Here is a 20,972-nt window from a genome sequence, read left to right as displayed (position 1 = left end):
ATCGATTATAAAATGGAGTTGGTTACGGATTTCTGTAATTCAATAAAAATATTTCGTATTATTGTACTAAATTTTTTAAGTTAAATTTTATTTTCTTAACTAGTTCTGAGCTTTGCACGGCCATGGAGTGGCGGTGGCATAGGTAAAGCTTGGGTTCAAACTACATTGGCCATCAGAATAATTTTCCCTTGCTTCTGTTGCGTATAGCTTTCCGTGAAGATACATTATCCGTGTGAGAAAGCACGTGTTTTTTTGCAAAATTGTGGAGTATAGTTCATAAACCTACGTTGTTTTTTGGAAAGGATTTTCACTACCGAGCTTGGGTAGTGTACGCTGATGATCTGTGTAGGGGGCGCGCCGCAGATCTGCGGCGGGCTATTCGAATTTTCATATTATTTAAATAGAATTTAGTAATGGTCAATCGCTCCGCTAATGCAACTATCAAGGGATATTTTTACCAATTTGATCACACTATCGAGCGTCTGCTTGAGGCAGCCGCACCTCAGTCGAGCATCGTGGTCGAAGGAATTGAGGATATTGACTTTGACGATGGCGACGACAGTGCACTTGTTCAGTGTAAATACTATGAAGGAACTGAATATAATCACTCAGTCATCAAGGATGCTGTGATCCATATGCTGCGACATTTTCATTCGAAAGGCTGCCCGCCAACCCAGGAATCCCGCTACCGAATTTACGGACATTACCAAAATGGCCAAGACAAGTTGTCTGCGACGTTCGATTTGGATTTTCTAAAGAAGAACTTCCTGACGTACGATCACAAGAAGGTCACTCATGAAGTACATTTAGAGCTGGGAATGACAGATGCGCAACTTGAGACCTTCCTAAAACTATTGGACATTGATGTACGTGCACCTTCCTACGATGAGCAGCAAAAACGGATAGTCAAGTTGCTAGTGGCTCAAATCTCAGGATGCAAACTAGAGGATGCTGAGATTTTTTACTATCCCAACGCGATAAACGCGATTCAGACACTTGCTATTCAGTCAGATGTGAAGGACCGTAAGATAACTAAGGCGAGATTTCTTATCGCAGTGAATCGAAAAGACATCGTGTTCAGCCTATGGCTGCGTCAGAAATTTGGTGACGAATACTACGCCAAGCTTATCAAGCGCAAACACTTCAAGTTCGCGTCAACAAAGGTTCCTAAGGCATCCAGGATCTTTGTCATCGATATGGACAGCGAATTCGATCTGGCTAAAACAGTCGAGATGCTAGCTCGGATAGGTACCGGCTTTTCCCACGTCGAGCATGCGAGGACACCGGCGCAGGACAGATTCTGCCCATATGTTCTTTTGCTCGGCTTGTCTCCACCAGATTTGGTCTCGCTCAAGGGCTGCTTGGTTGGGCAGGGAATCAGTATCTCAGATGGGCATGCGTTCAATGGCGCCGCATTTTCGCCTGTGCTTCTCGCAGCGCCACCGACCAAGGACCACCAAATACGACTCAAATTTATCCCATCCGTCGACGATATTGCCCAAGTGGTGTTCGCAATAAATGGAACTGTGGTGGAATTATTCGATTTCTTCAAGTCATCGCCACTGGATACCGTTCATATTCCATCGGGAGTTCCGCATCACAGAATTAAGGTCGATGGCAGCTATTTCATTAACGAGGTTCTCTAAAATGACAGACGCAAACCAGATGAAGGCAGAAGTGATAGCAGTATTTCCCGACAAGGTACGGATCTCAGTTGACGACATTGCTGAATTTTCCGGCGGCCAGAGCATTAAGGTCGGTTCTTACCTAAGGATTACGGACAGTGAGGACTGTGCGCTGATCGCAATTATTGAGAACTTCTGTATTGAGGTGAATGACAAGGCACAGCGCCGCCATATTATTGAAGCCCTGCCGCTCGGTATAATCAGCGACGGAAAATTCATCAGGGGCGGCGACACATTGACAATCCCTCCTACTGGCGTTAAACCAGCCACCGAAGCTGACATCAAAAAAATCTTCGAAGACTCGGTCGAACCGGCTAAAAAGTTCGCCTTCAGCACCCTGTCATCTAATCCAAAGATTCAAATACCGGTTGACGGAAATCGTTTTTTCAACAAGCACATTGCGGTAGTTGGCTCGACCGGCGCTGGGAAGTCTCATACGATTTCAAAAATCATTCAGACTGCCGTCTCAGCGAAGGACGGAAACTATACACTCAACAATTCTCACGTCATCATTTTCGACATCCATTCTGAGTATAGGACGGCGTTCCCAAATGCAAACTTTCTCGACGTTAGCAACCTGAACCTACCTTACTGGCTCCTCAATAGCGACGAGTTGGAAGAAATTCTACTTGATACCGGGGAGCGTGATAATTACAACCAGTCGTCTGTTTTTCGCAACCTGGTTACCGAAAACAAGCGGAAACACAATCCAGGTGCGAAATCGGTGTTTTATGATAGTCCACTGAAATTTGATGTGAAGGAGGTGCTTAACGCGCTGTACAACATCAAGAGTGAAACCGTTCATGCGAAGAGCGAAGGGCGGTATATGGTAGTGGACCCATCTTATAAGCTTGCGGCCGACGGCAAGCCGGAGGCTACCGATGGGTTATTACTTACAGAAAAAGAGCGTCTCGATAAGTACTTCTTAAGTCGTTTGAAGTTTCATCCGACAAAGCCGCAAAGTATTTCGAACGGTAGTTATGCAGATGGTACTCTGGACAAATTTTTTACCCGGTTCGAATCAAAGATCGCTCAGGAGCGACTGGACTTCCTGTTTGGTGCGGCAGCTGAAACTGCTACGCTTGAAGGAACGCTAAAGGGACTACTTGGCTACAACCAAACGGGTGCTAACGTTACGGTAATCGATCTGAGCGGTGTACCCTTCGAAGTGTTGAGCATTACAGTTTCTCTCATTTCCCGTATCGTGTTTGAGCACGGTTATTACTACAAGGTATTAAGAAGCAAAGCCGGGGAAACGATTAATACTGACGCGCCGATCCTGCTTGTCTATGAGGAAGCACATAAGTACGTTCCTAATAGCGACCTAGCAAAATTCAGATCCTCAAAGCTATCAATTGAGCGGATAGCGAAGGAGGGCCGAAAGTACGGTGTGACGCTGCTCCTGTCGAGTCAGAGGCCATCGGAAATCTCTGAAACTATTTTTTCCCAGTGTAGCAACTTCCTGGCGATGAGGCTAACTAATCCCAACGATCAAAGCTATGTGGCGCGCCTACTTCCGGATACACTTGGCAACCTGTGCGAAAAGTTACCGACGCTTGGCGCAGGCGAAGCGCTCCTCATTGGCGAAGCGGTCGTGATGCCGTCGCTTGTTAGGGTAACGCAATGCGATCCATCGCCGTCATCCAACGACATACCTTACTTCGAGCTCTGGAAGCAAGAATGGAAGACACCAGACTTTGATGGGGTCAAGAAGACCTGGCTTAAGCAATAGATCGACAGCCCCCTTTGGCTTGCATTACGCATAGACCGCGCTTAGATTTAACTGAGGATGTTGGTAACTAAGCAGCTTTTTTGGTAAGGGCATGGTTTGGGATATGCCCCAAATTTCCAGCGACCGAAATCGGCGATCCACGCGCATTGCCAGTCATGATTCGAATCCCCCTCTCCGCCACAGACGAAAAAGAAAAAGCTACCCTCGGGTAGCTTTTTTTTTCGTCTGTACGCGGAGAGAAGCAGGGCGCCTGCGCGCCCTGCGCGGGGGATTCGAAGGGGGCGGGCCTACCGGCCCGGCCCTCTCCGAATCTACTGACTGCTGCCGCTGCGCGGCAGCCCCGCGCGCCTGCGGCGCGCGTTTGTGGTTCTAATTAGGTTTCGACTGAGCCAGCTTCTACGGCGCTTAATGCATCAGTCTGTGTCCGAATGGCGGACCTGACCCTGATACGTGACCCCGATACGCCGATACGAGCCGATACGCGGTTCCATCGAGGCGGAGACATGGGGCAACTCCGCAGGCCCATATAGACGTATATTCACTGCTCGACCGGAAAATTCTACCTCTTGTACTAAGCTTGAGAAAAGATGATTTTTTATCCATTCATCGAAAGGCCTAGTACAATCAGTTCATTGCCCAACTACTACAGTAGTTTCGATTGGACCAAAATTAAGTTATATAGGTACATATGAACGCAATATTATCCGGGACAGCGCCAACCCCGGCCGAGCGGTTGATAGGCCATACAACGCAAGGCGGCTGGACCGTAACTCAGTTGCTACGCTCCATAAAGTTAAATACGCCTGGATTGACTGGCGGAAATTTTTCTGTGGGTTATGAAGTCAATCGCGTAAACCCAAGGTCGGGTGTGAGGGAAATAGCGTTCTTAAAGGCTTTGGACGTCGATCGCGCACTTCAACGTTCCACGAATTTGTTGGGGGACCTTCGTGAAAAACTGAATGAATTCGAGTTTGAACGCAGAATGCATGAGTTTTGCAAGGATCGCCATATGAGTAGGGTTGTTCGGGTGATCGAGGCTGGCGATCTGATGCCTACGGCCTTGCTAGGGGACAAGATTAATCAAGTCCCCTTCTTGGTGTTGGAGATTGCCGATCAAGGTGATGCACGGAGCTGGGTCAACAAGATATCTGAAGCAGAAACTGTGCTTAAGCTCTCTTATCTTCACCACACGCTTACCGGATTGCAACAATTGCACAAAGCTACCGTTGCACATTCGGATCTAAAACCGTCGAATGTGATGATTTTTCAACGGCTCGGGGCAAAGATCGGCGATCTCGGTCGAGTTATTGATGGGACTGGAAATTGTCCTTTCGCAGGTAATCCGTACCCAGGTGATTATTCGTATGCCCCACCAGAAATCTTGTATCGTGCGCCACAATCAGACTGGGTAAATGGGAGGGAGCGCATTGATCTTTTCCAATGGGGGGCACTTTGCGTATACCTCTTTTCTGGAGTTGAGCTAAATACTTGGTTCATAGATAAGTTAGATGTTGCCGCGAGGCCGGGAAGATGGGGGGGCGCGGGTCCCAGTTATACGATGGCACTTCCATATTTGATTGACGCTTTCGAGCAAACACTTGGCGAGCTCGGACACGATGCATTCCCAGCGTGGGCTAGTGAGGAGCTCGTGGCCTTGATAAGAGAGACTGCGCACCCAAATTATGCTCAACGAGGGGACGCAGGAGTTTTGAAGCGCAACCCGAACACAACTGGATTGGATCGGCTCATCACGCGACTAAGCATCTTGGTCAAACGTGCTGAGGTACAAGTTCGCATGAGCGACAATGCCACTAAAGCTGAAAAGGCACTAAGCGGAAACCCATGAGTGCATTCGACGAAACGACTGATCGACGTGTAATACCGATCTGGATAGATTCAACGCAAGCGCTTCAGTCACCTGAAATGCAGCGTCTACGTGCGGTTCCAGATGAAAGTGTTGAACTTGGGACGCCGCAGAGGCTTCGTGAGTTTACCCAGACACCTTCTTCCGAAAATGCACTTGACCTACTGAATATTGCTAGTAGAGAAGGCAATAATTTAGATGTAAGTGCTGCTGCCAAGTTGATTTTGCAGGATGTGAATATGCCTCCGGCTGTTCGTCGCCTTGCGCAGCAGGTGATAGGAAAATCGGATGTTAGTCCAGCTAGTTTGACTGAGCAGGTGTCAATTCGGCTACTACGAAAGCGGCTCCGAGGATCAATGATAAACCCTTTAGCGTGGGCGGATCTAGCACGTCTGTACGCCAGTGCGGGCGAAAACCATAAGTCTGAACGAGCGATGCTCGCAGCTGTTGAGCTTGCAGGAGGGAATAGATGGATCACTCGCTCTGCAAGTCGGTTATTTGTGCATTTGGGGATGCCGGATCGAGCATTAGATGTAATTTCGAGGAATCCATTTACACGAGCTGACCCATGGCTGCTAGCCGCGAATGTTGCGGTTTCGCAAGTTGCTGGAGTAGCGCCAGCCTTTTGGAAAGAGGCGAAGAAATTGCTGACGGCTGATTTACGTCCGATTCATCTTGGGGAACTTTCAAGTGCAATCGCAACGCTTGAATTAGATTCTGGGCAAGCTAAGCAAGCGAGAAAGTTGCTTCAGCAATCGCTGATCGAACCTACAGGAAACGTCTTAGCGCAAGCGCAATGGGCCAAGAGAGCGCGCCATGTCTTGAACCTTGATCTTTCGGCGGTGAATACCATTGATGATGCAAGCGAAGCGAAATGCTGGGCCGCCTATGCGTCCGGCGAGATGGAGTCAGCAGTACGATTTGCGAAAGACTGGGTGCGAGACGAACCTTACTCATCGCGTGCAGCTGTTGTTGCAAGTTATCTGGCTAGTCTTCTCGACGATTATGCTTCAATTGAGCAGATTCTATCAATTGGTCTTCGGGCAAATTCCGATAACCCGACGTTGAAGATTAACCGTGCATTCTGTATTTTGGCCTCGGGCGATCCAGGTATGCTGGAGCGTTTTAAAGTGACGCCGGCAATAATCTTACGCGACCTATTTAATGCCCAAAAGTCGGAAGACCGTCAAACTGTGGCTCACGCAGAAGCAACAATCGGACTTCTCTTCTATCGAACAGGGAATCTAGAGAAGGGCAAGCAATTTTATGAAAGCGCCGAGAGAATTTTCGAACAGCAGCAGAATTCCGGTGCTGTGTTGTTATGCATTCAAAACCATTTGCGTGAAGCGATACTTGCTAGGGCACATTGGAGCGTGGAATTGCTTGCACGAATGGTTGAAATTCTTTCAAACGATACGGCTAAGGCCACTCCTGGCTCGTTGTTCTATGCGACGACTCTTAAAAAGGCAGCGAAGAGGCCAGATGATGCCGAGAACTTATTCAAACAGCCCTTCCGGAAAGACAACACTGTTCGTGTGGACTATGGACGCCAGCTCCTTTTGGACTACAGTTTTGTAAACTCAGATACCTTCATTCCGATTCAGGAGTCTTTAGTGAAGCCTCACGACAGTTCAAGCGCGTGAAACAAAGATGGCCATTGGCATATTCGTAGGTTAGTTAATGAGTTTAAGGTGATTCAAGCACTCGGGGCCGGGGGCAGATACCGTCTTGAATGGCAAATCCTTTTACCACATAATGTGCATCAAAGGGCTTGTCAGTATGGATCACACTATAGATCAGATGTGCTAGTTTGTATATGATCGCTCCAATCACGGCTTTTTTCGTCGTGCCTGTTGCACCCGGTGGCTGGGGCAAATTCGGGGGCGGGGTCAGGTCTACCATTCCGACACGGGCTGATGTATTGAGCGCTGCAGAAGCCGGCTCAGTCAGAACACAAACTCTGGCCCTCAGCGCGCGAAGCTGCCTGCGCCTGCGTAGCGGGCAGCAATTGGCAGATTCCAAGAGGGTCTATAGGTCAGACTCTTCGAAGCCCCCGATAGGTTACGAACCCATGCCGACAAAGACCTTCAGGCTTCTACTGCACCTAAGGCATCAATCCGTGTCCAAATGGCGGACCTGACCCTGCGTCACTGAGTCAGCCTTTGCGAATTCATCTACAGGAAAGGCCGCAAGGCCGGACAGAACGACATCGATATCGATTGCCGTTAATTTATGTTGGCATCGCTGATATTGCCGGGCCTGCTAGGCGCGTTGTCGAGTCAGGCGTTTTACATCACCGCGCACCGCCGCCCTTGGCTTCGGCCTCGATCAAGCTGAGCGCCGCACGCGACAGCAGGCCGCTGCGCGTCTCGTGCCGCGCTGCCGCATAGCGGTCGATCTTGCTCAGCACAAAGCGTGGCAGGCTGATGTTGATGCGTTCGGGCTTGCTGTCGAGTTTTTCAAGGTCGAGGTGGACCAATGCCCAGATGCCACCCGCATGCTCAGGATTGGCTTGCAGGGCTTCGATCTTGCTTTGCGTGATATCCACGGGTTCGCCCAGTTCCAGCAGTGTCTCGATGTGGCTGGTGATGGCTGTCCGGACGTTGTTGAGCGCGTCTTCTACGCTATCGCCCCACGAGTGGACGCCTTTGATGTCGGGGACGTTTACGCCGTAAACGCTACCTGCATCCTTAAAAATGACAACGGGGATATCCATTGCTAGTTCCTCACTACTATTTGTAGAACTCTGCAACACGCAGTAGCTTTCTCATTTCAAGCCAGCAGACCTTAATATGCTGTTCCATGTGCCCACAGGCAGGTCTTTTTTCGGATGCGGTACCGTGACCAAGCCAGGTTTCTCTGCATGTTTAAAGTGATGGTGGCTGCCTTTGATGCGTACCTCTTCCCAGCCATCCTCTTTCAGCATTCGTATCAATTGACTTGAGTTCATGCGTCGCTCCCAAGTACTGCTATCTATAATCATACACAGAATGTGTATAAGTGTGTATTCCAAGTCTGGCGCTACGCAACCTTCAGACGCAAAAAAGCCCGCCAAAGCGGGCTTTTGTCACTCTACAACCAAACCAAAAGCTCAGAACTGGTTCATCGTATTGTCTTTACCAGCCGCCTTCAGCGCCGCTTCGCCGCTGAAGTAATCCTTGTGATCGTCGCCGATGTCCGAGCCGGACATGTTTTGATGTTTCACGCAGGCGATGCCCTGGCGGATTTCCTTGCGCTGTACGCCGGCCACGTAGCCCAGCATGCCCTGGTCGCCGAAGTATTCCTTGGCCAAGTTGTCAGTCGACAAGGCTGCCGTGTGGTAGGTCGGCAGGGTGATCAGGTGATGGAAGATGCCGGCTTCGCGGGCCGAGTCGGCCTGGAAGGTGCGGATTTTCTCGTCGGCGGCGATCGCCAGTTCCGTCTGGTCGTATTCCACGCTCATCAGCTGGGCGCGGTCGTAGGCGGACACGTCCTTGCCTGCCGCTTTCATGCCGTCAAAGATTTGCTGGCGGAAGTTCAGGGTCCAGTTGAACGACGGGCTGTTGTTGTACACCAGCTTGGCGTTCGGGATGACCTTGCGGATTTCGCTGACCATGCCGCCGATTTGCGCGATATGCGGTTTTTCCGTTTCGATCCACAGCAGGTCGGCGCCGTTTTGCAAGGAGGTGATGCAGTCGAGCACGCAACGTTCTTCGCCGGAACCGGCGCGGAACTGGAACAGGTTGCTCGGCAGGCGTTTCGGACGCAGCAGCTTGCCTTCGCGCTTGATGATGACGTCGCCATTGCCCAGCGCGTCAGCCGACACTTCTTCGCAGTCGAGGAAGGAGTTGTATTGGTCGCCCAGGTCGCCTGGCTCGTTGGTGACGGCGATCTGCTTGGTCAGGCCGGCGCCCAGCGAATCGGTGCGGGCGACGATGATGCCGTCGTCCACGCCCAGTTCCAGGAAGGCGTAGCGGATGGCGCGGATCTTGGCCAGGAAGTCTTCGTGCGGCACCGTGACTTTACCGTCCTGGTGGCCGCATTGTTTCTCGTCGGATACCTGGTTTTCGATCTGGATGCAGCAGGCGCCCGCTTCGATGAACTGTTTCGCCAGCAAATAGGTGGCTTCGGCGTTGCCGAAACCGGCGTCGATGTCGGCGATGATGGGCACGACGTGGGTGACGTGGCCGTCGATCTTGGCCTGGATGGCTTGCTTGGCATCACCCTGGGCCGCGTCCAGCTGGCGGAACAGGCCGCCCAGTTCGCGGGCATCGGCCTGGCGCAGGAAGGTGTACAGCTCCTTGATCAGGGCGGAAACGGCGGTTTTTTCATGCATCGACTGGTCCGGCAGCGGGCCGAACTCGGAGCGCAGGGCGGCAACCATCCAGCCGGACAGGTAGAGGTAGCGGCGGTCGGTGCTGTTGAAGTGTTTCTTGATCGAGATCATCTTCTGTTGACCGATGAAACCATGCCAGCAACCGAGCGACTGGGTGTACTTGGATGGGTCCGCATCGTAGGCGGCCATGTCGTTGCGCATGATCTTTGCCGTGTACTTGGCGATGTCCAGGCCGGTCTTGAACTTGTTCTGCGCGCGCATGCGGGCGGCGGACTCGGGATTGATGGCGTTCCAGGCGCTACCTTGTTGGTCTTTCAAACCAGCAACAGCCTTGATGTCGTCTTGATATTGGGACATGTGAATCTCCTAAAAAGAAAAGCTATGTTTGAGAAAATCGCCGAGTGCGCCACAACGTCTTGTCGAAGCAAACTGCATGACTAAATAGTAGGCCGATTCGCGCCGATCTTCAAGTCTTATATAAGACATATAACTTAAATTTAATCGTTCCTTTTCAACGACTTAATTATAATTTTTCATGATGTGAAATGAATTTTCAAAAAGTGAGAGCATTAATGGATGAGTCTGCCGTTTGAAATCCCGCGATGTGAAACGCCTTTTCAGATTTTGGTGCAGCGCGACAAATCAGGGCGAAAAAAAAAGCCACCCGAAGGTGGCTTGGCTCGCTGGCGGCTGATTTAACGTCCCACCGTCTGCCGCTGGTCCTTGATGAACAGTGCCGTCAGCATGCCCACCACGCACACGCCGATCACGTAATAGGCGGGGCCCAGCACGTTGTTCTTCAGCATGAGGGTGACGATCACGGGTGTCAGGCCGCCGAAAATCGCGTACGACAAGTTGTAGGAAAACGACAGTCCCGAGAAGCGCACCTGGGCCGGGAACGCCTGCACCAGCACGTAGGGCACGGCGCCGACGACGCCGACGAACAGGCCCGTCATCGCGTACAGGGGCAGCAGCAGGTCGGGGCGGCTGCCGACGGTGGTGTAGAAAATGTAGGTACTGATGGCCAGCAGCACGGAACCGACGAAGATCACGCGCTTGCCGCCCAGGCGGTCGGCCAGCATGCCTGCGATGATGCAACCGAAAGCCAGGCACAGGGTCGCAACGGTATTGGCCACCAGCGTGGTGCGCGGCGCGATGTGGTGGATCTTTTGCAGCAGGGCAGGCGTCATCAAAATGACGACGACGATGCCGGCCGACAGCATCCAGGTCAGCAGCATCGACACGACGACGGCGCCGCGGTGGCTACGCAGCACGGATTTCAAGGGCATTTCCGTCGCCAGCGCCTTGCGCTGCTGCATTTCCGCAAACACCGGCGTTTCATGCAGCCAGCGGCGCAAATACATGGCGCCAAAGCCGAAGATGCCGCCCAGCAGGAACGGATAGCGCCAGGCGCCATCGGCGATTTCTTGCGGCGTGTAGACGGTATTCAAGCCCGTCGCCACGAGCGAGCCGAGCAGAATACCCACCGTCAGGCCCGCCGTCAGCACGCCGCAGGCAAAACCCGTGAAACGGCTGGGCACGTGTTCGGACACAAACACCCAGGCGCCCGGCACTTCGCCGCCCACGGCCGCACCCTGGAAGATGCGCATCAGGAGCAGCAGCAGCGGGGCGGCCAGGCCGATGGTGGCGTAGGTGGGCAGCAGACCGATCAGCAGTGTCGGCACGGCCATCATCAGGATGGACAGGGTGAACATGCGCTTGCGGCCCAGCAAGTCGCCGAAGTGGGCCATGACGATGCCGCCCAGGGGACGCACGACGTAGCCGGCGGCGAAAATGCCGAAGGTTTGCAGCAAGCGCAGCCATTCCGGCATTTCCGGCGGGAAGAACAACTGGCCGATGGCGTTGGCAAAGAAGACGAAGATGATGAAATCGTAGAATTCCAGCGCGCCACCGAGGGCGGCCAGCGACAGGGTTTTATAGTCTTGTTGGGTGAGGGGACGCGTTGCGGCGTTGCTTGCGGCGGTGTCGGAAGTAGGCATGTGTCTCGTTCTTGTGTGTTATCGGAGATTGCCGGATCTAGCATACGCATTTCCGCCGCGTGAGTAAATGCTGTGGCAGGCGCGCGCGTAGGGGGAGCCGCCTCAGCTGTGCTTAATACAACGCCGCTATCATCGGCGTTGACTTCATTGGAAAGGACACAGTATGCATATCATGATCGTGGGCGCCAGCCGGGGCCTGGGACGCGCGCTGGTGGACGGTTTGCTGGCTGACGGACATGCCGTCATCGGCGTATCGCGCCAGCAACCTGCCGACTTGCCTGCAGGCCAGGGGACGCAACTGCAATGGATCGCGGCGGACCTGGCCGCACCCGCCGAAGCGGTCGAAAGTATCGCGCGTGCAGCGCCCGCCACGCTGGACGCCGTGATCTATAACCTGGGCGTGTGGGAAGAAAAAGCGTTTAGCGACGAGTATGCTTTTCTCGACGATGCGGACGACGCCATCGTCGACATGGTCAATACGAATATTACGGCAACGATATTGCTGCTCAAGCGCCTCGTGCCGCGCTTGCTGGCCAGCAGCAAGCCGCAGCTGATACTCACTGGGTCGACGTCCGGCCTGCGCCAGAGCGGCCGCCCGGAAGTGACGTTCAGCGCGTCGAAATTCGCCCTGAACGGCATCGCCGATGCCTTGCGTGAAGGTTTCCGCGAACAGGGGCTGGCCGTGACGGCGCTGCAGCTGGGCTACTTGAATACCTATGATGGCTTGTCCGTGCCGCTGGCGGACGCCGCCGCGCGGGGCGAAGGCGAGCTGATTCCTGTGCATGATGTCGTCGCCGTCGTGCGCACCTTGCTGAGCTTGTCGAATGCCTCGTTCGTGCGCGAACTGGTGATGCCGGCGCTGCGCGACGAGCGTTTCTAGCTTATTTCCAGTCTTTACGCGTCCTTGCCGTAGACCTCGGACCAGCCGAGATGCTCTTCCAGCCACTCGTCCACTTCCGAGCTATCCATGTGCATCAGGGCGGCGCCCAGCCGCAGCTTGCCCTTGGCCAGGGCCAGCACGGCGAACACGGATTCCAGCATGACGGGGTCGAGCTGGCCTTGCAGGTCGCGCGCGGCGATGGCGGGCAGTTGCGCCCAGGCATCGTGGTAGCTGTTGGCCAGCCAGTCCGGCAGAGGCGGATTGTGCTGGCGGTGGCGCTCGATTTCAATCAGGGCGATGAGCGCATAGAAATCTTCCTCGCGCGACTCGGCGCCGCCCAACATGTGCACGAGCTGGGGCACGGCCGCATACGAGGCGACGCCCACGTCGCCCTGGTGGTGCAACTCTTCCCATAGCTCATGCCACACGTCTTCGCCCGCCTGCATGGCCTTGACCGCCTCGGCCACGTCGTAAGGTACGCGGTAGCCGCCTTCCAGGGTGGGCCAGAGGGGATCGTCGAGTGATAACAGCATGGTTTTCCTTGATGGGGCATCGCTCGCTTGAGCAAACGCGTACTATACAAGCACCCGGCGCACGCAGCGCGCATAGCCGTCAAACTCGCGCGCGTTCTGATAGGCGACGCCCGTGTCAAAATCCTTGCACCACGCTTCGTCCTCGATGTCGCCCAATTCGCTCGACCAGTGCCAGTTTGGCCGGAATACATCTTTCAGCGTCGCATACAGCAAGGTCTGCTCGCGTCGATCCGGCAAGCTGTGACCCAGGCTGGCAGCCCAGTCTGATGCGGCTTGCCATGGCTGGTACTCCAGCTCGCACTTTTCCGGCTGCAACAGCAGATGGTAATCGGGCGCGCCATCCTTGCCGAGGATCAGCCCGGCATAGCGTTCACCCTGCCGCAAACGGACGGGCGCGGCGGCCGATGGCGGCAGCGCCACCCGGCGCACGGCGCAGGCGCGGCCCGAGTAGGTCTTGCGAAAGTTGTACTGGGTGCCGTTATCGAAATCGTGGCTCCAGGCCATGCGGGGCAGGATGGCATCCGCTTCCGACGACCAGTACCAGGCATCCGGGAAGGCGTGGCGCAAGTTGGCGTGCAGCAGGGCCAATTCGCTGCGCGTCGGCAGGCAGGCATCGCGTGCCGCGGCCCAGTCGAGCGCGGCTTGCCAGGGCAGGGCATCGGCTTCGCCGGGCAGCAGGAACAGCCGGTAGCCGGCGCCGCCAGCGTGGCCAGGCATGATGCCCGCGTAGCGCTCGCCGTCAATGGCGCCCAGCTGGTTATGGCTGGCGCGCATACGCAAACATATGTTGTACATACTCGGCCTTGCCAAGCGGCACGCCGTTATGGCGCAGGATGTTATACGCCGTCACCAGGTGAAAATAGAACTGCGGCGTGGCCCAGTTGAGCGCGTATTCCTGGCCCGTCATGTCGAAGGTCAGGCCACCGGCCAGGGCGATCGACACTGGCTGCTGCGCGCCAGCGTCGATGGCTGCGCGGTCCGCCGAAGCGAGCATCGCCAGGGTGTCCTCGATCAGCACCTTGGCTTGCGGCATGTTGGCGGGCGTGGCGAGCAGGGGCAGCGCTTGCTGTGTCAGCCGGCACACGGCTTCCTGCGCCTGGGTACACGTGAATTCCACCTGGCGCGCCAGGGTATGCATGTCGGGCGCCAGCCGCGCGTCGAGCAGATTTTGGGGATCGAAACCCAGCGTCTGGGCGCGTTCCTCGCCTTTATTTAACAGCGTCGTCAGGGAGCGCAGCATCTGTGCAAAGCAGGGGATGGTAATGGCGTAGACCGACATGCATATTCCTCAAGTAGTGATGTTGACAGGGAGTGGAAAGGCGCCCGGCCTTGACGGATGCCCCAGTACGCCAGGGCAATGGTCGAACCAGCCGTCGTCTTCTTCCTGTGCAATAAAGGCGGCGATCAGCGCCTGATGCGTTGGTGGCGTGGTGGCCAGCACGGTGTTGAAGCAGGTGATGGTCGAGGCGCTGGGCGTGCCGGCGCCGTTGGCGATACCGACGAGAAATTCTCCAGCCCAGTCGGGCAGGCTGGTGATCAGGCGCGGCAGTTCCTGTAGTAGTGCCGTGCAATACACTGTTTCACCGAAGCGCCAGGCGGCGCGGTTGGCCGTCTGATAGGCGCCGTAGTCGTGCTCGGCCTGCACAGATTGAAAAATGGCCAGTGCGTATTGCGCGCCTTCCGCGCCCGTCAGCGCATCGAGCATGGCGCAGTAGCGCTGGAAGCGCCGATGGGCCTCATCGGGCGGCGTGGAGGTATCGTCATCCTGGGTGATGTTACCCATAATTAAAAGTTCGGCTTTCCAGAGTTCAAAGGCGGTTGGCATGGCTGTGACTGGCGAGAGTGGCGGCGGACATTATTATGCCTCGCTCATTGGTGTTTCAGCGTGTTAATTGAACATGTTACAGTCCGCCACTGCCGCCAGCCTGGCGCAGCTTGCCTGGATCAATGACCGATGCCCACCTGGACTTCCCCGCCACAACTCGTCGCCCTTGCCGCCTTTTATGCGCAGGCGCAAGCCCATCCGGAAACGCTCAGTGATGCTGTCTTCCTGGAAAATGTGAAAAACGCCCACTGGCCCACCAATTGCTGGAATTATGTGGAAGCGTCGTTCGCCATCATCGCGCCTGCCTGCCTGCTACGCCCGCATCTGACCGCCGAGCTGATCGCCTTGCCCATCGACGCCATGATCGCGGGCGGCCTGGAAGATGCGGGGCAAGTCATCGCGATTGGCCAGGCCTGCGCCACGCGCGACGCGCCATATGTGGCGGTGAGCGAGGAGGGCAAGCGCTGGCTGACGCAGGTGTGGCCGACCTTGGGCGAGGTGGCCGGGGCGGTGTTCCGAGCCAGGCTGCAAGCGGCGCTGGCCGATGAAGATTGATGTAAATATAAACTGAAAGGTGTCACCATGATTGCAGGAAATTTCTTCCCTCCCGACTATAAAACTTTTCCTTTCGAGCAAGGAGACCTGCTGCTTTCCCAAGACGAGGGCGGCAAGTTTTCTGTTTCCAAGGTGTTGAAGATAGATACAGTCGAGGTCGGCCGCGGCGAGGCGATTTACATGGGCGGCAAGGACATCGTGGCAACGGAGGACGATTACCTGCTGATCATCGGCTGTGCATACGGCGAATACGAGTTCGACTCGGCCGAGGAGGCGCAGGCCGCTGCGCTGGATGGCAACTGGACGGTCAGGATAGGCCACGCTCCGAATCGCAGTCCGGGCGCTGCCGAAGGGCAGTCATTGATAGGCCATGAAGCTGTTCATGAAAGCGAACTGGAGGGCTACCATCTGTGGAGAGACGCCTTTGAGGCGGGCAAGGCTGGCGTGTTCTGACTTCGGCGTGCCTGTTGTGCGGCGAATACTTCTTCTTGACCAAGGAAACTGGTTTACGTTAGGGTATACGTAACTACTTACATATATCCCGCCCAACATGTCTTCCACCCTGCAAACCTACGGCTCCCTGATGCTGGCCAGCCGCCTGCGCCGTCTTTCCGATCAACTGTATGCCGGCGTCGATACCAGCTATCTGGCGGCCGGCGTCGAGCTGACGTCGCGCTGTTTCCCTTTGTTATTGCTGCTGCGCGACAATGGCCCGACGGCGATCACGGTCCTGGCCGCGCAGATCGGACAGACGCACCCTGTGGTGGTGCAGCTGGGGCGCAAGCTGCTCGATGCGGGCGTGGTGGCGGAGATGCCGGACGCCAAGGATGAACGGCGCCGCCTGCTGGCGCTGTCCGACGCCGGGCAAGCCTTGCTGCGCAACATGGTGCCCCTGTGGGACGACGTGCGCGCGGCCGTCGATGTGGTGTTCGAGCAGGGCGCGCCGCAACTGATGGCCAGCCTGGACCGGGCCGAGGCGCGCCTGCAATCGCAGGGATTCGGCGAGACGATCGCCGCCTGCCGGCGCCAGCGCGAACGGGCTGCCGTGGAGATCATCGATTATGCGGCGCAGTACGGAGCAGATTTCAAGCGCCTGAATATCGAATGGCTGGAACGCTATTTCTATGTCGAGGCGCTGGATGACAAGGTGTTGTCCGATCCGCAACGCTCGATCCTCGACGACGGCGGACAGATTTTTCTCGCGCGTTTGGACGGCAAGATCGTTGGCACTTGCGCCCTCATCCACGCCGGCGATGGCAGTATCGAGCTGTCGAAGATGGCCGTCACGCCCGAATGCCAGGGCCTGGGCATCGCGCGCCGGCTGATCGAACGGGCTTTCGACGCCTTCGAGGCCAGCGGCGCGCAACGGCTGTTCCTGGAGTCGAACAGTAAGCTGGCGCCCGCCATCCGCCTGTATGAAAGCAGCGGTTTTACGCACGTGGCGCGGCCCGCCGGCGACGCCCATTACCAGCGCGCCGACGTCTACATGGAGTGGCAGGGCAGGTAGCACACGCGAGGGCGCCACGCGGTGCTCCCCATCGGCCGTCTCCCGCGTTACAATACGCGCACCCATAACGGAACCCAGGTTCCACTATTTCGAGACGCCGACGCCGCATGCCTTCCTTCCCGATGCCCTTCCCGCAGTTGATCGTTCCACCCGAGCCCACCCAGGCGCGCAGCAAGCTGGCCTTCGAGCGCTTGCTGCTGGTAGGGGAACAGTTGCTGGCGGAAAACCGTTTCGATGAAATTGGCGTGGCCGACCTGGCCAAGCTGGCGGAAACCTCGGTGGGCACGTTTTACCGTTTATTGGGCGACAAGGACACCCTGAGCCGCTTGCTGCTGCAGCGCTTTTTTTCCGATATGGTGGAAAAGGTCGAAACCCTGACGGAGCTGCGCCAGTGGGAAGGGCGCAGCCTGGAAGAGTTCATCCGCGCCATGGTGGCCATGTTCGTGGCCGTCAACATGGGCCGGCGCGGCGTGTTGCGCGCCCTGATCACCCGTTGCTCGCAGGATGCGCAATTCCGCGACAAGGTGCACCAGATCAACCATCTGATTTCGCAGCGCACGGTGGCCGTGCTGGCCAGCAAGTCGGCCAGCATCCGCCACCCGAATCCCACGCAGGCGATGATGGTGGTGCCGCCCGTGCTGCTGGGCATCCTGAACCAGCACGTGTTGTCGGGCTCGCTCTCCTTTTTATCGGCCGCGGCGCTGGAGGATGAGCTGGTGCGTGTTGCTTTAAATTACCTGACTTGAGATATTTAGCGATTTAACTTGAAATCGGAATTCGGATTCCGTATTATGTTTTCCAACAGCAGGAAAATATATTCCTGCACCTGAACACAAAGCATGTTCAACAGCAAGGAGACAGAATGCGGCGTCACACGACATCCGATGTTCCATTGCATTACCTCGACCTCGATCCCGGCACCGAGACAGGGAAGGGCGATCCCGTGTTTTTGTTGCACGGCCTCGGCTCCTGCGCCGAAGACTGGCGCCCGCAAATCGACGCCCTCGGCAGCAGCTACCGCCTCATCGTGCCAGACCTGCGTGGCCATGGCACCAGTCCCGCGCCAAACGGCGACTGGCAGATCGGCGACTTCGCCAACGATCTCTTCAACCTGATGGACCAGCTAGACGTGCCGCGCGCGCACATCGTCGGCTTTTCCCTGGGCGGCATGGTGGGCCTGGAAATGGCCAACCGCGCCCCCGGCCGCGTGGCCAGCTTGTGCCTGATCAATTCCCAGCCATTCCAGGGCAGCAAGCCGGCGGCGCTGCTGTTTGCCTACTGGCTGCGCCGCACGGTGATCGCCACCTTCGGCCTGAAAGCCATGGGCAAGATCATCGGCAAGAAACTGTTTCCCGATCCGGCCCAGCAAGCCCTCGTCGAGCGCTTTGCCACGCAGATGGAGGGCATGGACAAGCGCGCCTACCTGGCCGCGCTGGACGCCATTTTCCACTGGGATATCGACATTCATTTCCAGGCCCTGGCCATGCCCGTCTTCATCATGGCGGCGGACCAGGATTACACGCCCGTCGCCAGCAAGCGGGCCTTTGCCGCACAGTTTCAGCAGTGCGAGATCGAGATCATCGCGAACTCGCGCCACGCCACGCCCCTGGACCAGGCGCAGCGTGTGAATACCTTGTTGCAGTCCTTCCTTACTCTACATTCAAAATAAACAGGCCACTCGCCGCACGGGCCGGGGGCCGGGAAACAGTCATCGCTGGGCAGGTGCTCGCATTGCGCGCGCGGGTACCGTTACGTCTTGCGATTCTGGAATCCGGCCGGCTTCCCTGGCGGTAAGCAAGCCTGACATTGGAGACGCTATGAAACTTGCTTTGAAATTGATGCCCGCCGCCCTTGCCGTTGCCGGCGCGTTTGCCACCCAGGCCCAGGCGCAGGAAGCCAACCCGGCGACTGCCGTCAGTGCCCAGGAAGCCAGCGATGCGAAAGAACGCATGGAAACCGTGACGGTCTCTGCCCGCCGCCGCGAAGAGCGCCTGCAGGACGTGCCGCTGGCCGTCACGGCGTTTTCCGCCAAGGCCCTGGAACGGGCGAATATCCAGAACCTGGCCGATTTGCAGGAGCGCGTGCCGAACCTGACCGTGTACGCCTCGCGCGGCACGAATACCACCCTGACGGCTTTCATTCGCGGCGTGGGCCAGGCCGACCCCGTCTGGGGCGTGGACCCGGGCGTGGGCATTTATTTCGACGATGTCTACATGGCCCGGCCGCAAGGCGCCTTGCTCGACGTCTTCGACGTGCAGCGCATCGAAGTGCTGCGCGGCCCGCAAGGCACCTTGTACGGCAAGAACACCATCGGCGGCGCCATCAAGTATATTTCGCGTCCGCTGGCGAAGGAAAACGGCGCCTCGGCGGAAGTGGGCATCGGCAATTACAACCAGCGCAACTTCAAGGCCGCGTTCAACCTGGCCAACGAGAACGGCACCTGGCGCGCGCGCCTGGCGGCCGCCAAGCTGGACCGCGACGGTTTCGGCCGCAACACCTTCAACGGCGAACAGGTCAGCGACCAGGACAGCACGGCCGCGCGCCTGTCCGTCGGCTATTTTCCACAGGACATCCCGCTCACCGTCGTGCTGAGCCTGGACGCCACGGACGACAAATCGGGCGTGCGCGGTTTCCAGCGCATGGGCGTGAGCGCCTTCGATCCGCTCAAGCGGCCGGCCAGCACGGATGCCTATGACATCCAGAGCGGCATGCCGGGCAACAACTTCACGCACAACCGGGGCGGCTCGCTGGTGGCCAACTACACCTTGTCGAATGACTGGTCCGTCAAAGTGATCGGCGCCAAGCGGCGCAGCACGTCCGAGCAAACCATCGACTTCGACGGCTTGCCGCTGCCCATCGCCGACGTGTTCGGCGACTCGCGTGACGAACAGAAGAGCCTTGAATTGCAGGCCTCGTACAGCGGCGACTATGGCGCCGGCGTGATCGGCCTGTACCGCTTCGAAGGCACGGCCGGCGGCGGCATCTACAACAATTTCCTGGGGCGCCAGTTCACGGCCGCCGTCAGCACGGTGGAGACGGACAGCACGGCGCTGTACACGGACTGGACCTGGCCGCTGGGCAAGGTGTGGAGCATTAATGCGGGCTTGCGCCACACGCGCGAGGAAAAGCGTGCCATCGTGCTCAACCGTGCTTTCGCCGACGTGGGCTTTACGCGGCCTATCCAGACGGCGGCCGACTTCGACAAGTCGCTCTCCGTTAGCAATACCTCGCCGAAACTGTCCGTGCGTTATGAAGCGTCGAAGACGACGAATTTCTACAGCAACCTGTCGCGCGGTTTCAAGTCGGGCGGCTACAACGTGCGCGCCAACAACCTGGTGGTGCCAGACTCGGCGCGGCCGTACAAGGATGAAAAACTCGACGCCCTGGAAGTGGGCATGAAGTACGCGGCGCCGGACGACACGTTTGATGCCAACGTGGCCCTGTTCTACAACCGCTACAAGGATATCCAGTTGTCCGTGTTCACCAGCTATGTGCAGCCGGGCGGCGTGCCGGGCTTCTATGGCGACTTCACGAATGCGGGCAAGGCCACCGTCAAAGGCGCCGAGTTCGAATTCTCGTGGCGTCCCAACCGCCAGTGGGAAGTCAACGGCTTCCTCGCCCTGCTGAGCGCCGGTTATGACGAGTTCATGAGCGGCGGCAAGAATATCGCGGATACGCAAAAGTTCAGCAATACGCCGGCCCGGCAAGTGGGCTTGAACCTGACGCGCACGGACCGTGACGTGTTCGGCGGCGCGCTGCGCAGCATGGTCGGCTACGGCTACCGCAGCAAGGTGTATCCGACCACGGACTTGAGCGAAACCCTGGCGCAGGGCGGCTACAGCATCTGGACGGCTGGCGTCGTGTGGGAAGCGCCGAAGAACTGGACCTTCAGCCTGCATGGCAGCAATCTGGGCAATAAACGCTACCGCACAGATGGCTACAACATTCCCGCCGTGTTCATCCTCGACGGTTTCTATGGTCCGCCACGCCAGATCATCGCCAAGGCTGGCTACAAATTTTAAGAAGTTGTAGAAGTGCCGGCTTGACGGGCGTCAAGCCGGTTGGTTGTCGCTGTT

Annotated in this window: 19 protein-coding genes; 11 read left to right on the top strand and 8 right to left on the bottom strand. The window is 56.7% G+C overall.

The genetic code is table 11. The features are described 5' to 3' along the window. The first annotated feature begins 413 nt into the window (after positions 1-413). From CSQ92_RS21220 to CSQ92_RS28885, 4 genes are all read left to right on the top strand, one after another. Entirely contained in the window at positions 414-1,646 is a 1,233-nt protein-coding gene (locus CSQ92_RS21220; RefSeq protein ID WP_099395306.1) for a DUF4297 family anti-phage-associated protein, read from the top strand. A 1-nt stretch (position 1,647) separates the two neighbouring features. Beyond that, complete coding sequence (gene herA, locus CSQ92_RS21215) at positions 1,648-3,417, top strand: anti-phage-associated helicase HerA (RefSeq protein WP_099395305.1); 1,770 nt, start codon at positions 1,648-1,650, stop codon at positions 3,415-3,417. A gap of 688 nt (positions 3,418-4,105) precedes the next feature. Further along, positions 4,106-5,263: a protein kinase domain-containing protein gene (locus CSQ92_RS21210; RefSeq protein WP_099395304.1), complete on the top strand. Its 1,158-nt coding sequence runs from the start codon at positions 4,106-4,108 to the stop codon at positions 5,261-5,263. After that, positions 5,260-6,924 carry a tetratricopeptide repeat protein gene (locus tag CSQ92_RS28885; RefSeq protein ID WP_143450413.1) on the top strand — a complete coding sequence of 555 codons (1,665 nt, stop codon included), beginning with the start codon at positions 5,260-5,262 and terminating at the stop codon, positions 6,922-6,924. The genes CSQ92_RS21210 and CSQ92_RS28885 overlap by 4 nt, the downstream gene beginning before the upstream one ends. A 650-nt stretch (positions 6,925-7,574) precedes the next feature. Here the strand turns inward: CSQ92_RS28885 and CSQ92_RS21195 are convergent. The 4 genes from CSQ92_RS21195 to CSQ92_RS21180 all read right to left on the bottom strand — a co-directional run bounded on the left by CSQ92_RS21195 (position 7,575) and on the right by CSQ92_RS21180 (position 11,596). Continuing rightward, entirely contained in the window at positions 7,575-7,997 is a 423-nt protein-coding gene (locus tag CSQ92_RS21195) for a type II toxin-antitoxin system HicB family antitoxin (protein WP_099395301.1), read from the bottom strand. 51 nt (positions 7,998-8,048) lie between these two features. Then, complete coding sequence (locus CSQ92_RS21190; RefSeq protein ID WP_099395400.1) at positions 8,049-8,231, bottom strand: type II toxin-antitoxin system HicA family toxin; 183 nt, start codon at positions 8,229-8,231, stop codon at positions 8,049-8,051. A 141-nt stretch (positions 8,232-8,372) separates the two neighbouring features. Continuing rightward, complete coding sequence (locus CSQ92_RS21185) at positions 8,373-9,953, bottom strand: isocitrate lyase (protein WP_034784508.1); 1,581 nt, start codon at positions 9,951-9,953, stop codon at positions 8,373-8,375. Positions 9,954-10,291: 338 nt separating this feature from the next. After that, complete coding sequence (locus CSQ92_RS21180; RefSeq protein WP_099395300.1) at positions 10,292-11,596, bottom strand: MFS transporter; 1,305 nt, start codon at positions 11,594-11,596, stop codon at positions 10,292-10,294. A gap of 163 nt (positions 11,597-11,759) precedes the next feature. Here CSQ92_RS21180 and CSQ92_RS21175 point away from each other — a divergent pair, with 163 nt between their 5' ends. Next, entirely contained in the window at positions 11,760-12,476 is a 717-nt protein-coding gene (locus CSQ92_RS21175) for an SDR family oxidoreductase (protein WP_099395299.1), read from the top strand. Between the two features lie 14 nt (positions 12,477-12,490). Here CSQ92_RS21175 and CSQ92_RS21170 read toward each other — a convergent pair whose 3' ends face one another. The 4 genes from CSQ92_RS21170 to CSQ92_RS21155 are packed head-to-tail and all read right to left on the bottom strand — an operon-like array spanning position 12,491 to position 14,792. Next, positions 12,491-13,009, bottom strand: coding sequence for a hypothetical protein (locus tag CSQ92_RS21170; protein ID WP_099395298.1), 519 nt, complete (start codon positions 13,007-13,009; stop codon positions 12,491-12,493). Positions 13,010-13,051: 42 nt separating this feature from the next. Beyond that, positions 13,052-13,783, bottom strand: a complete 732-nt coding sequence (locus tag CSQ92_RS21165; protein WP_099395297.1) for a DUF1566 domain-containing protein — start codon at positions 13,781-13,783, stop codon at positions 13,052-13,054. Continuing rightward, entirely contained in the window at positions 13,767-14,288 is a 522-nt protein-coding gene (locus tag CSQ92_RS21160; protein WP_099395296.1) for a DUF1993 domain-containing protein, read from the bottom strand. The genes CSQ92_RS21165 and CSQ92_RS21160 overlap by 17 nt, the downstream gene beginning before the upstream one ends. A 9-nt stretch (positions 14,289-14,297) precedes the next feature. Further along, positions 14,298-14,792, bottom strand: coding sequence for a hypothetical protein (locus CSQ92_RS21155; RefSeq protein WP_099395295.1), 495 nt, complete (start codon positions 14,790-14,792; stop codon positions 14,298-14,300). Between the two features lie 171 nt (positions 14,793-14,963). Between CSQ92_RS21155 and CSQ92_RS21150 the strand changes: the two genes are divergently transcribed. The 6 genes from CSQ92_RS21150 to CSQ92_RS21125 all read left to right on the top strand — a co-directional run bounded on the left by CSQ92_RS21150 (position 14,964) and on the right by CSQ92_RS21125 (position 20,918). Next, positions 14,964-15,389, top strand: a complete 426-nt coding sequence (locus CSQ92_RS21150; RefSeq protein WP_099395294.1) for a hypothetical protein — start codon at positions 14,964-14,966, stop codon at positions 15,387-15,389. 27 nt (positions 15,390-15,416) lie between these two features. Further along, positions 15,417-15,842, top strand: coding sequence for a hypothetical protein (locus CSQ92_RS21145; RefSeq protein ID WP_099395293.1), 426 nt, complete (start codon positions 15,417-15,419; stop codon positions 15,840-15,842). Positions 15,843-15,939: 97 nt separating this feature from the next. Continuing rightward, on the top strand, positions 15,940-16,896 hold the full coding sequence (locus tag CSQ92_RS21140; RefSeq protein ID WP_099395292.1) for a bifunctional helix-turn-helix transcriptional regulator/GNAT family N-acetyltransferase: 957 nt from the start codon (positions 15,940-15,942) through the stop codon (positions 16,894-16,896). A gap of 107 nt (positions 16,897-17,003) precedes the next feature. Continuing rightward, positions 17,004-17,642, top strand: coding sequence for a TetR/AcrR family transcriptional regulator (locus tag CSQ92_RS21135; protein WP_034784500.1), 639 nt, complete (start codon positions 17,004-17,006; stop codon positions 17,640-17,642). A gap of 116 nt (positions 17,643-17,758) precedes the next feature. Next, on the top strand, positions 17,759-18,565 hold the full coding sequence (locus tag CSQ92_RS21130) for an alpha/beta fold hydrolase (RefSeq protein ID WP_099395290.1): 807 nt from the start codon (positions 17,759-17,761) through the stop codon (positions 18,563-18,565). 148 nt (positions 18,566-18,713) lie between these two features. After that, positions 18,714-20,918 carry a TonB-dependent receptor gene (locus CSQ92_RS21125; RefSeq protein ID WP_099395289.1) on the top strand — a complete coding sequence of 735 codons (2,205 nt, stop codon included), beginning with the start codon at positions 18,714-18,716 and terminating at the stop codon, positions 20,916-20,918. The last annotated feature ends 54 nt before the right edge of the window (positions 20,919-20,972 follow it).

This window comes from Janthinobacterium sp. BJB446 (assembly GCF_002735655.1).
Classification (GTDB): domain Bacteria; phylum Pseudomonadota; class Gammaproteobacteria; order Burkholderiales; family Burkholderiaceae_D; genus Janthinobacterium; species Janthinobacterium lividum.
Note: the sequence above shows the minus strand (reverse complement) of the source record. Positions and strands in the feature narration are given on the sequence as shown.

Bases quoted from the DNA above. Each gene is read 5' to 3' on its own strand.
- CSQ92_RS21180 (WP_099395300.1), bottom strand. From the start codon at position 11,596: ATGCCTACTTCCGACACCGCCGCAAGCAACGCCGCAACGCGTCCCCTC.
- CSQ92_RS21195 (WP_099395301.1), bottom strand. From the start codon at position 7,997: ATGGATATCCCCGTTGTCATTTTTAAGGATGCAGGTAGCGTTTACGGC.
- CSQ92_RS21165 (WP_099395297.1), bottom strand. From the start codon at position 13,783: ATGCGCGCCAGCCATAACCAGCTGGGCGCCATTGACGGCGAGCGCTAC.
- CSQ92_RS21130 (WP_099395290.1), top strand. From the start codon at position 17,759: ATGCGGCGTCACACGACATCCGATGTTCCATTGCATTACCTCGACCTC.
- CSQ92_RS21220 (WP_099395306.1), top strand. From the start codon at position 414: ATGGTCAATCGCTCCGCTAATGCAACTATCAAGGGATATTTTTACCAA.
- CSQ92_RS21135 (WP_034784500.1), top strand. From the start codon at position 17,004: ATGCCTTCCTTCCCGATGCCCTTCCCGCAGTTGATCGTTCCACCCGAG.
- CSQ92_RS21140 (WP_099395292.1), top strand. From the start codon at position 15,940: ATGTCTTCCACCCTGCAAACCTACGGCTCCCTGATGCTGGCCAGCCGC.
- herA (WP_099395305.1), top strand. From the start codon at position 1,648: ATGACAGACGCAAACCAGATGAAGGCAGAAGTGATAGCAGTATTTCCC.
- CSQ92_RS21175 (WP_099395299.1), top strand. From the start codon at position 11,760: ATGCATATCATGATCGTGGGCGCCAGCCGGGGCCTGGGACGCGCGCTG.
- CSQ92_RS21155 (WP_099395295.1), bottom strand. From the start codon at position 14,792: ATGGGTAACATCACCCAGGATGACGATACCTCCACGCCGCCCGATGAG.
- CSQ92_RS21210 (WP_099395304.1), top strand. From the start codon at position 4,106: ATGAACGCAATATTATCCGGGACAGCGCCAACCCCGGCCGAGCGGTTG.
- CSQ92_RS21160 (WP_099395296.1), bottom strand. From the start codon at position 14,288: ATGTCGGTCTACGCCATTACCATCCCCTGCTTTGCACAGATGCTGCGC.
- CSQ92_RS21150 (WP_099395294.1), top strand. From the start codon at position 14,964: ATGCCCACCTGGACTTCCCCGCCACAACTCGTCGCCCTTGCCGCCTTT.
- CSQ92_RS21125 (WP_099395289.1), top strand. From the start codon at position 18,714: ATGAAACTTGCTTTGAAATTGATGCCCGCCGCCCTTGCCGTTGCCGGC.
- CSQ92_RS21190 (WP_099395400.1), bottom strand. From the start codon at position 8,231: ATGAACTCAAGTCAATTGATACGAATGCTGAAAGAGGATGGCTGGGAA.
- CSQ92_RS21185 (WP_034784508.1), bottom strand. From the start codon at position 9,953: ATGTCCCAATATCAAGACGACATCAAGGCTGTTGCTGGTTTGAAAGAC.
- CSQ92_RS21145 (WP_099395293.1), top strand. From the start codon at position 15,417: ATGATTGCAGGAAATTTCTTCCCTCCCGACTATAAAACTTTTCCTTTC.
- CSQ92_RS28885 (WP_143450413.1), top strand. From the start codon at position 5,260: ATGAGTGCATTCGACGAAACGACTGATCGACGTGTAATACCGATCTGG.
- CSQ92_RS21170 (WP_099395298.1), bottom strand. From the start codon at position 13,009: ATGCTGTTATCACTCGACGATCCCCTCTGGCCCACCCTGGAAGGCGGC.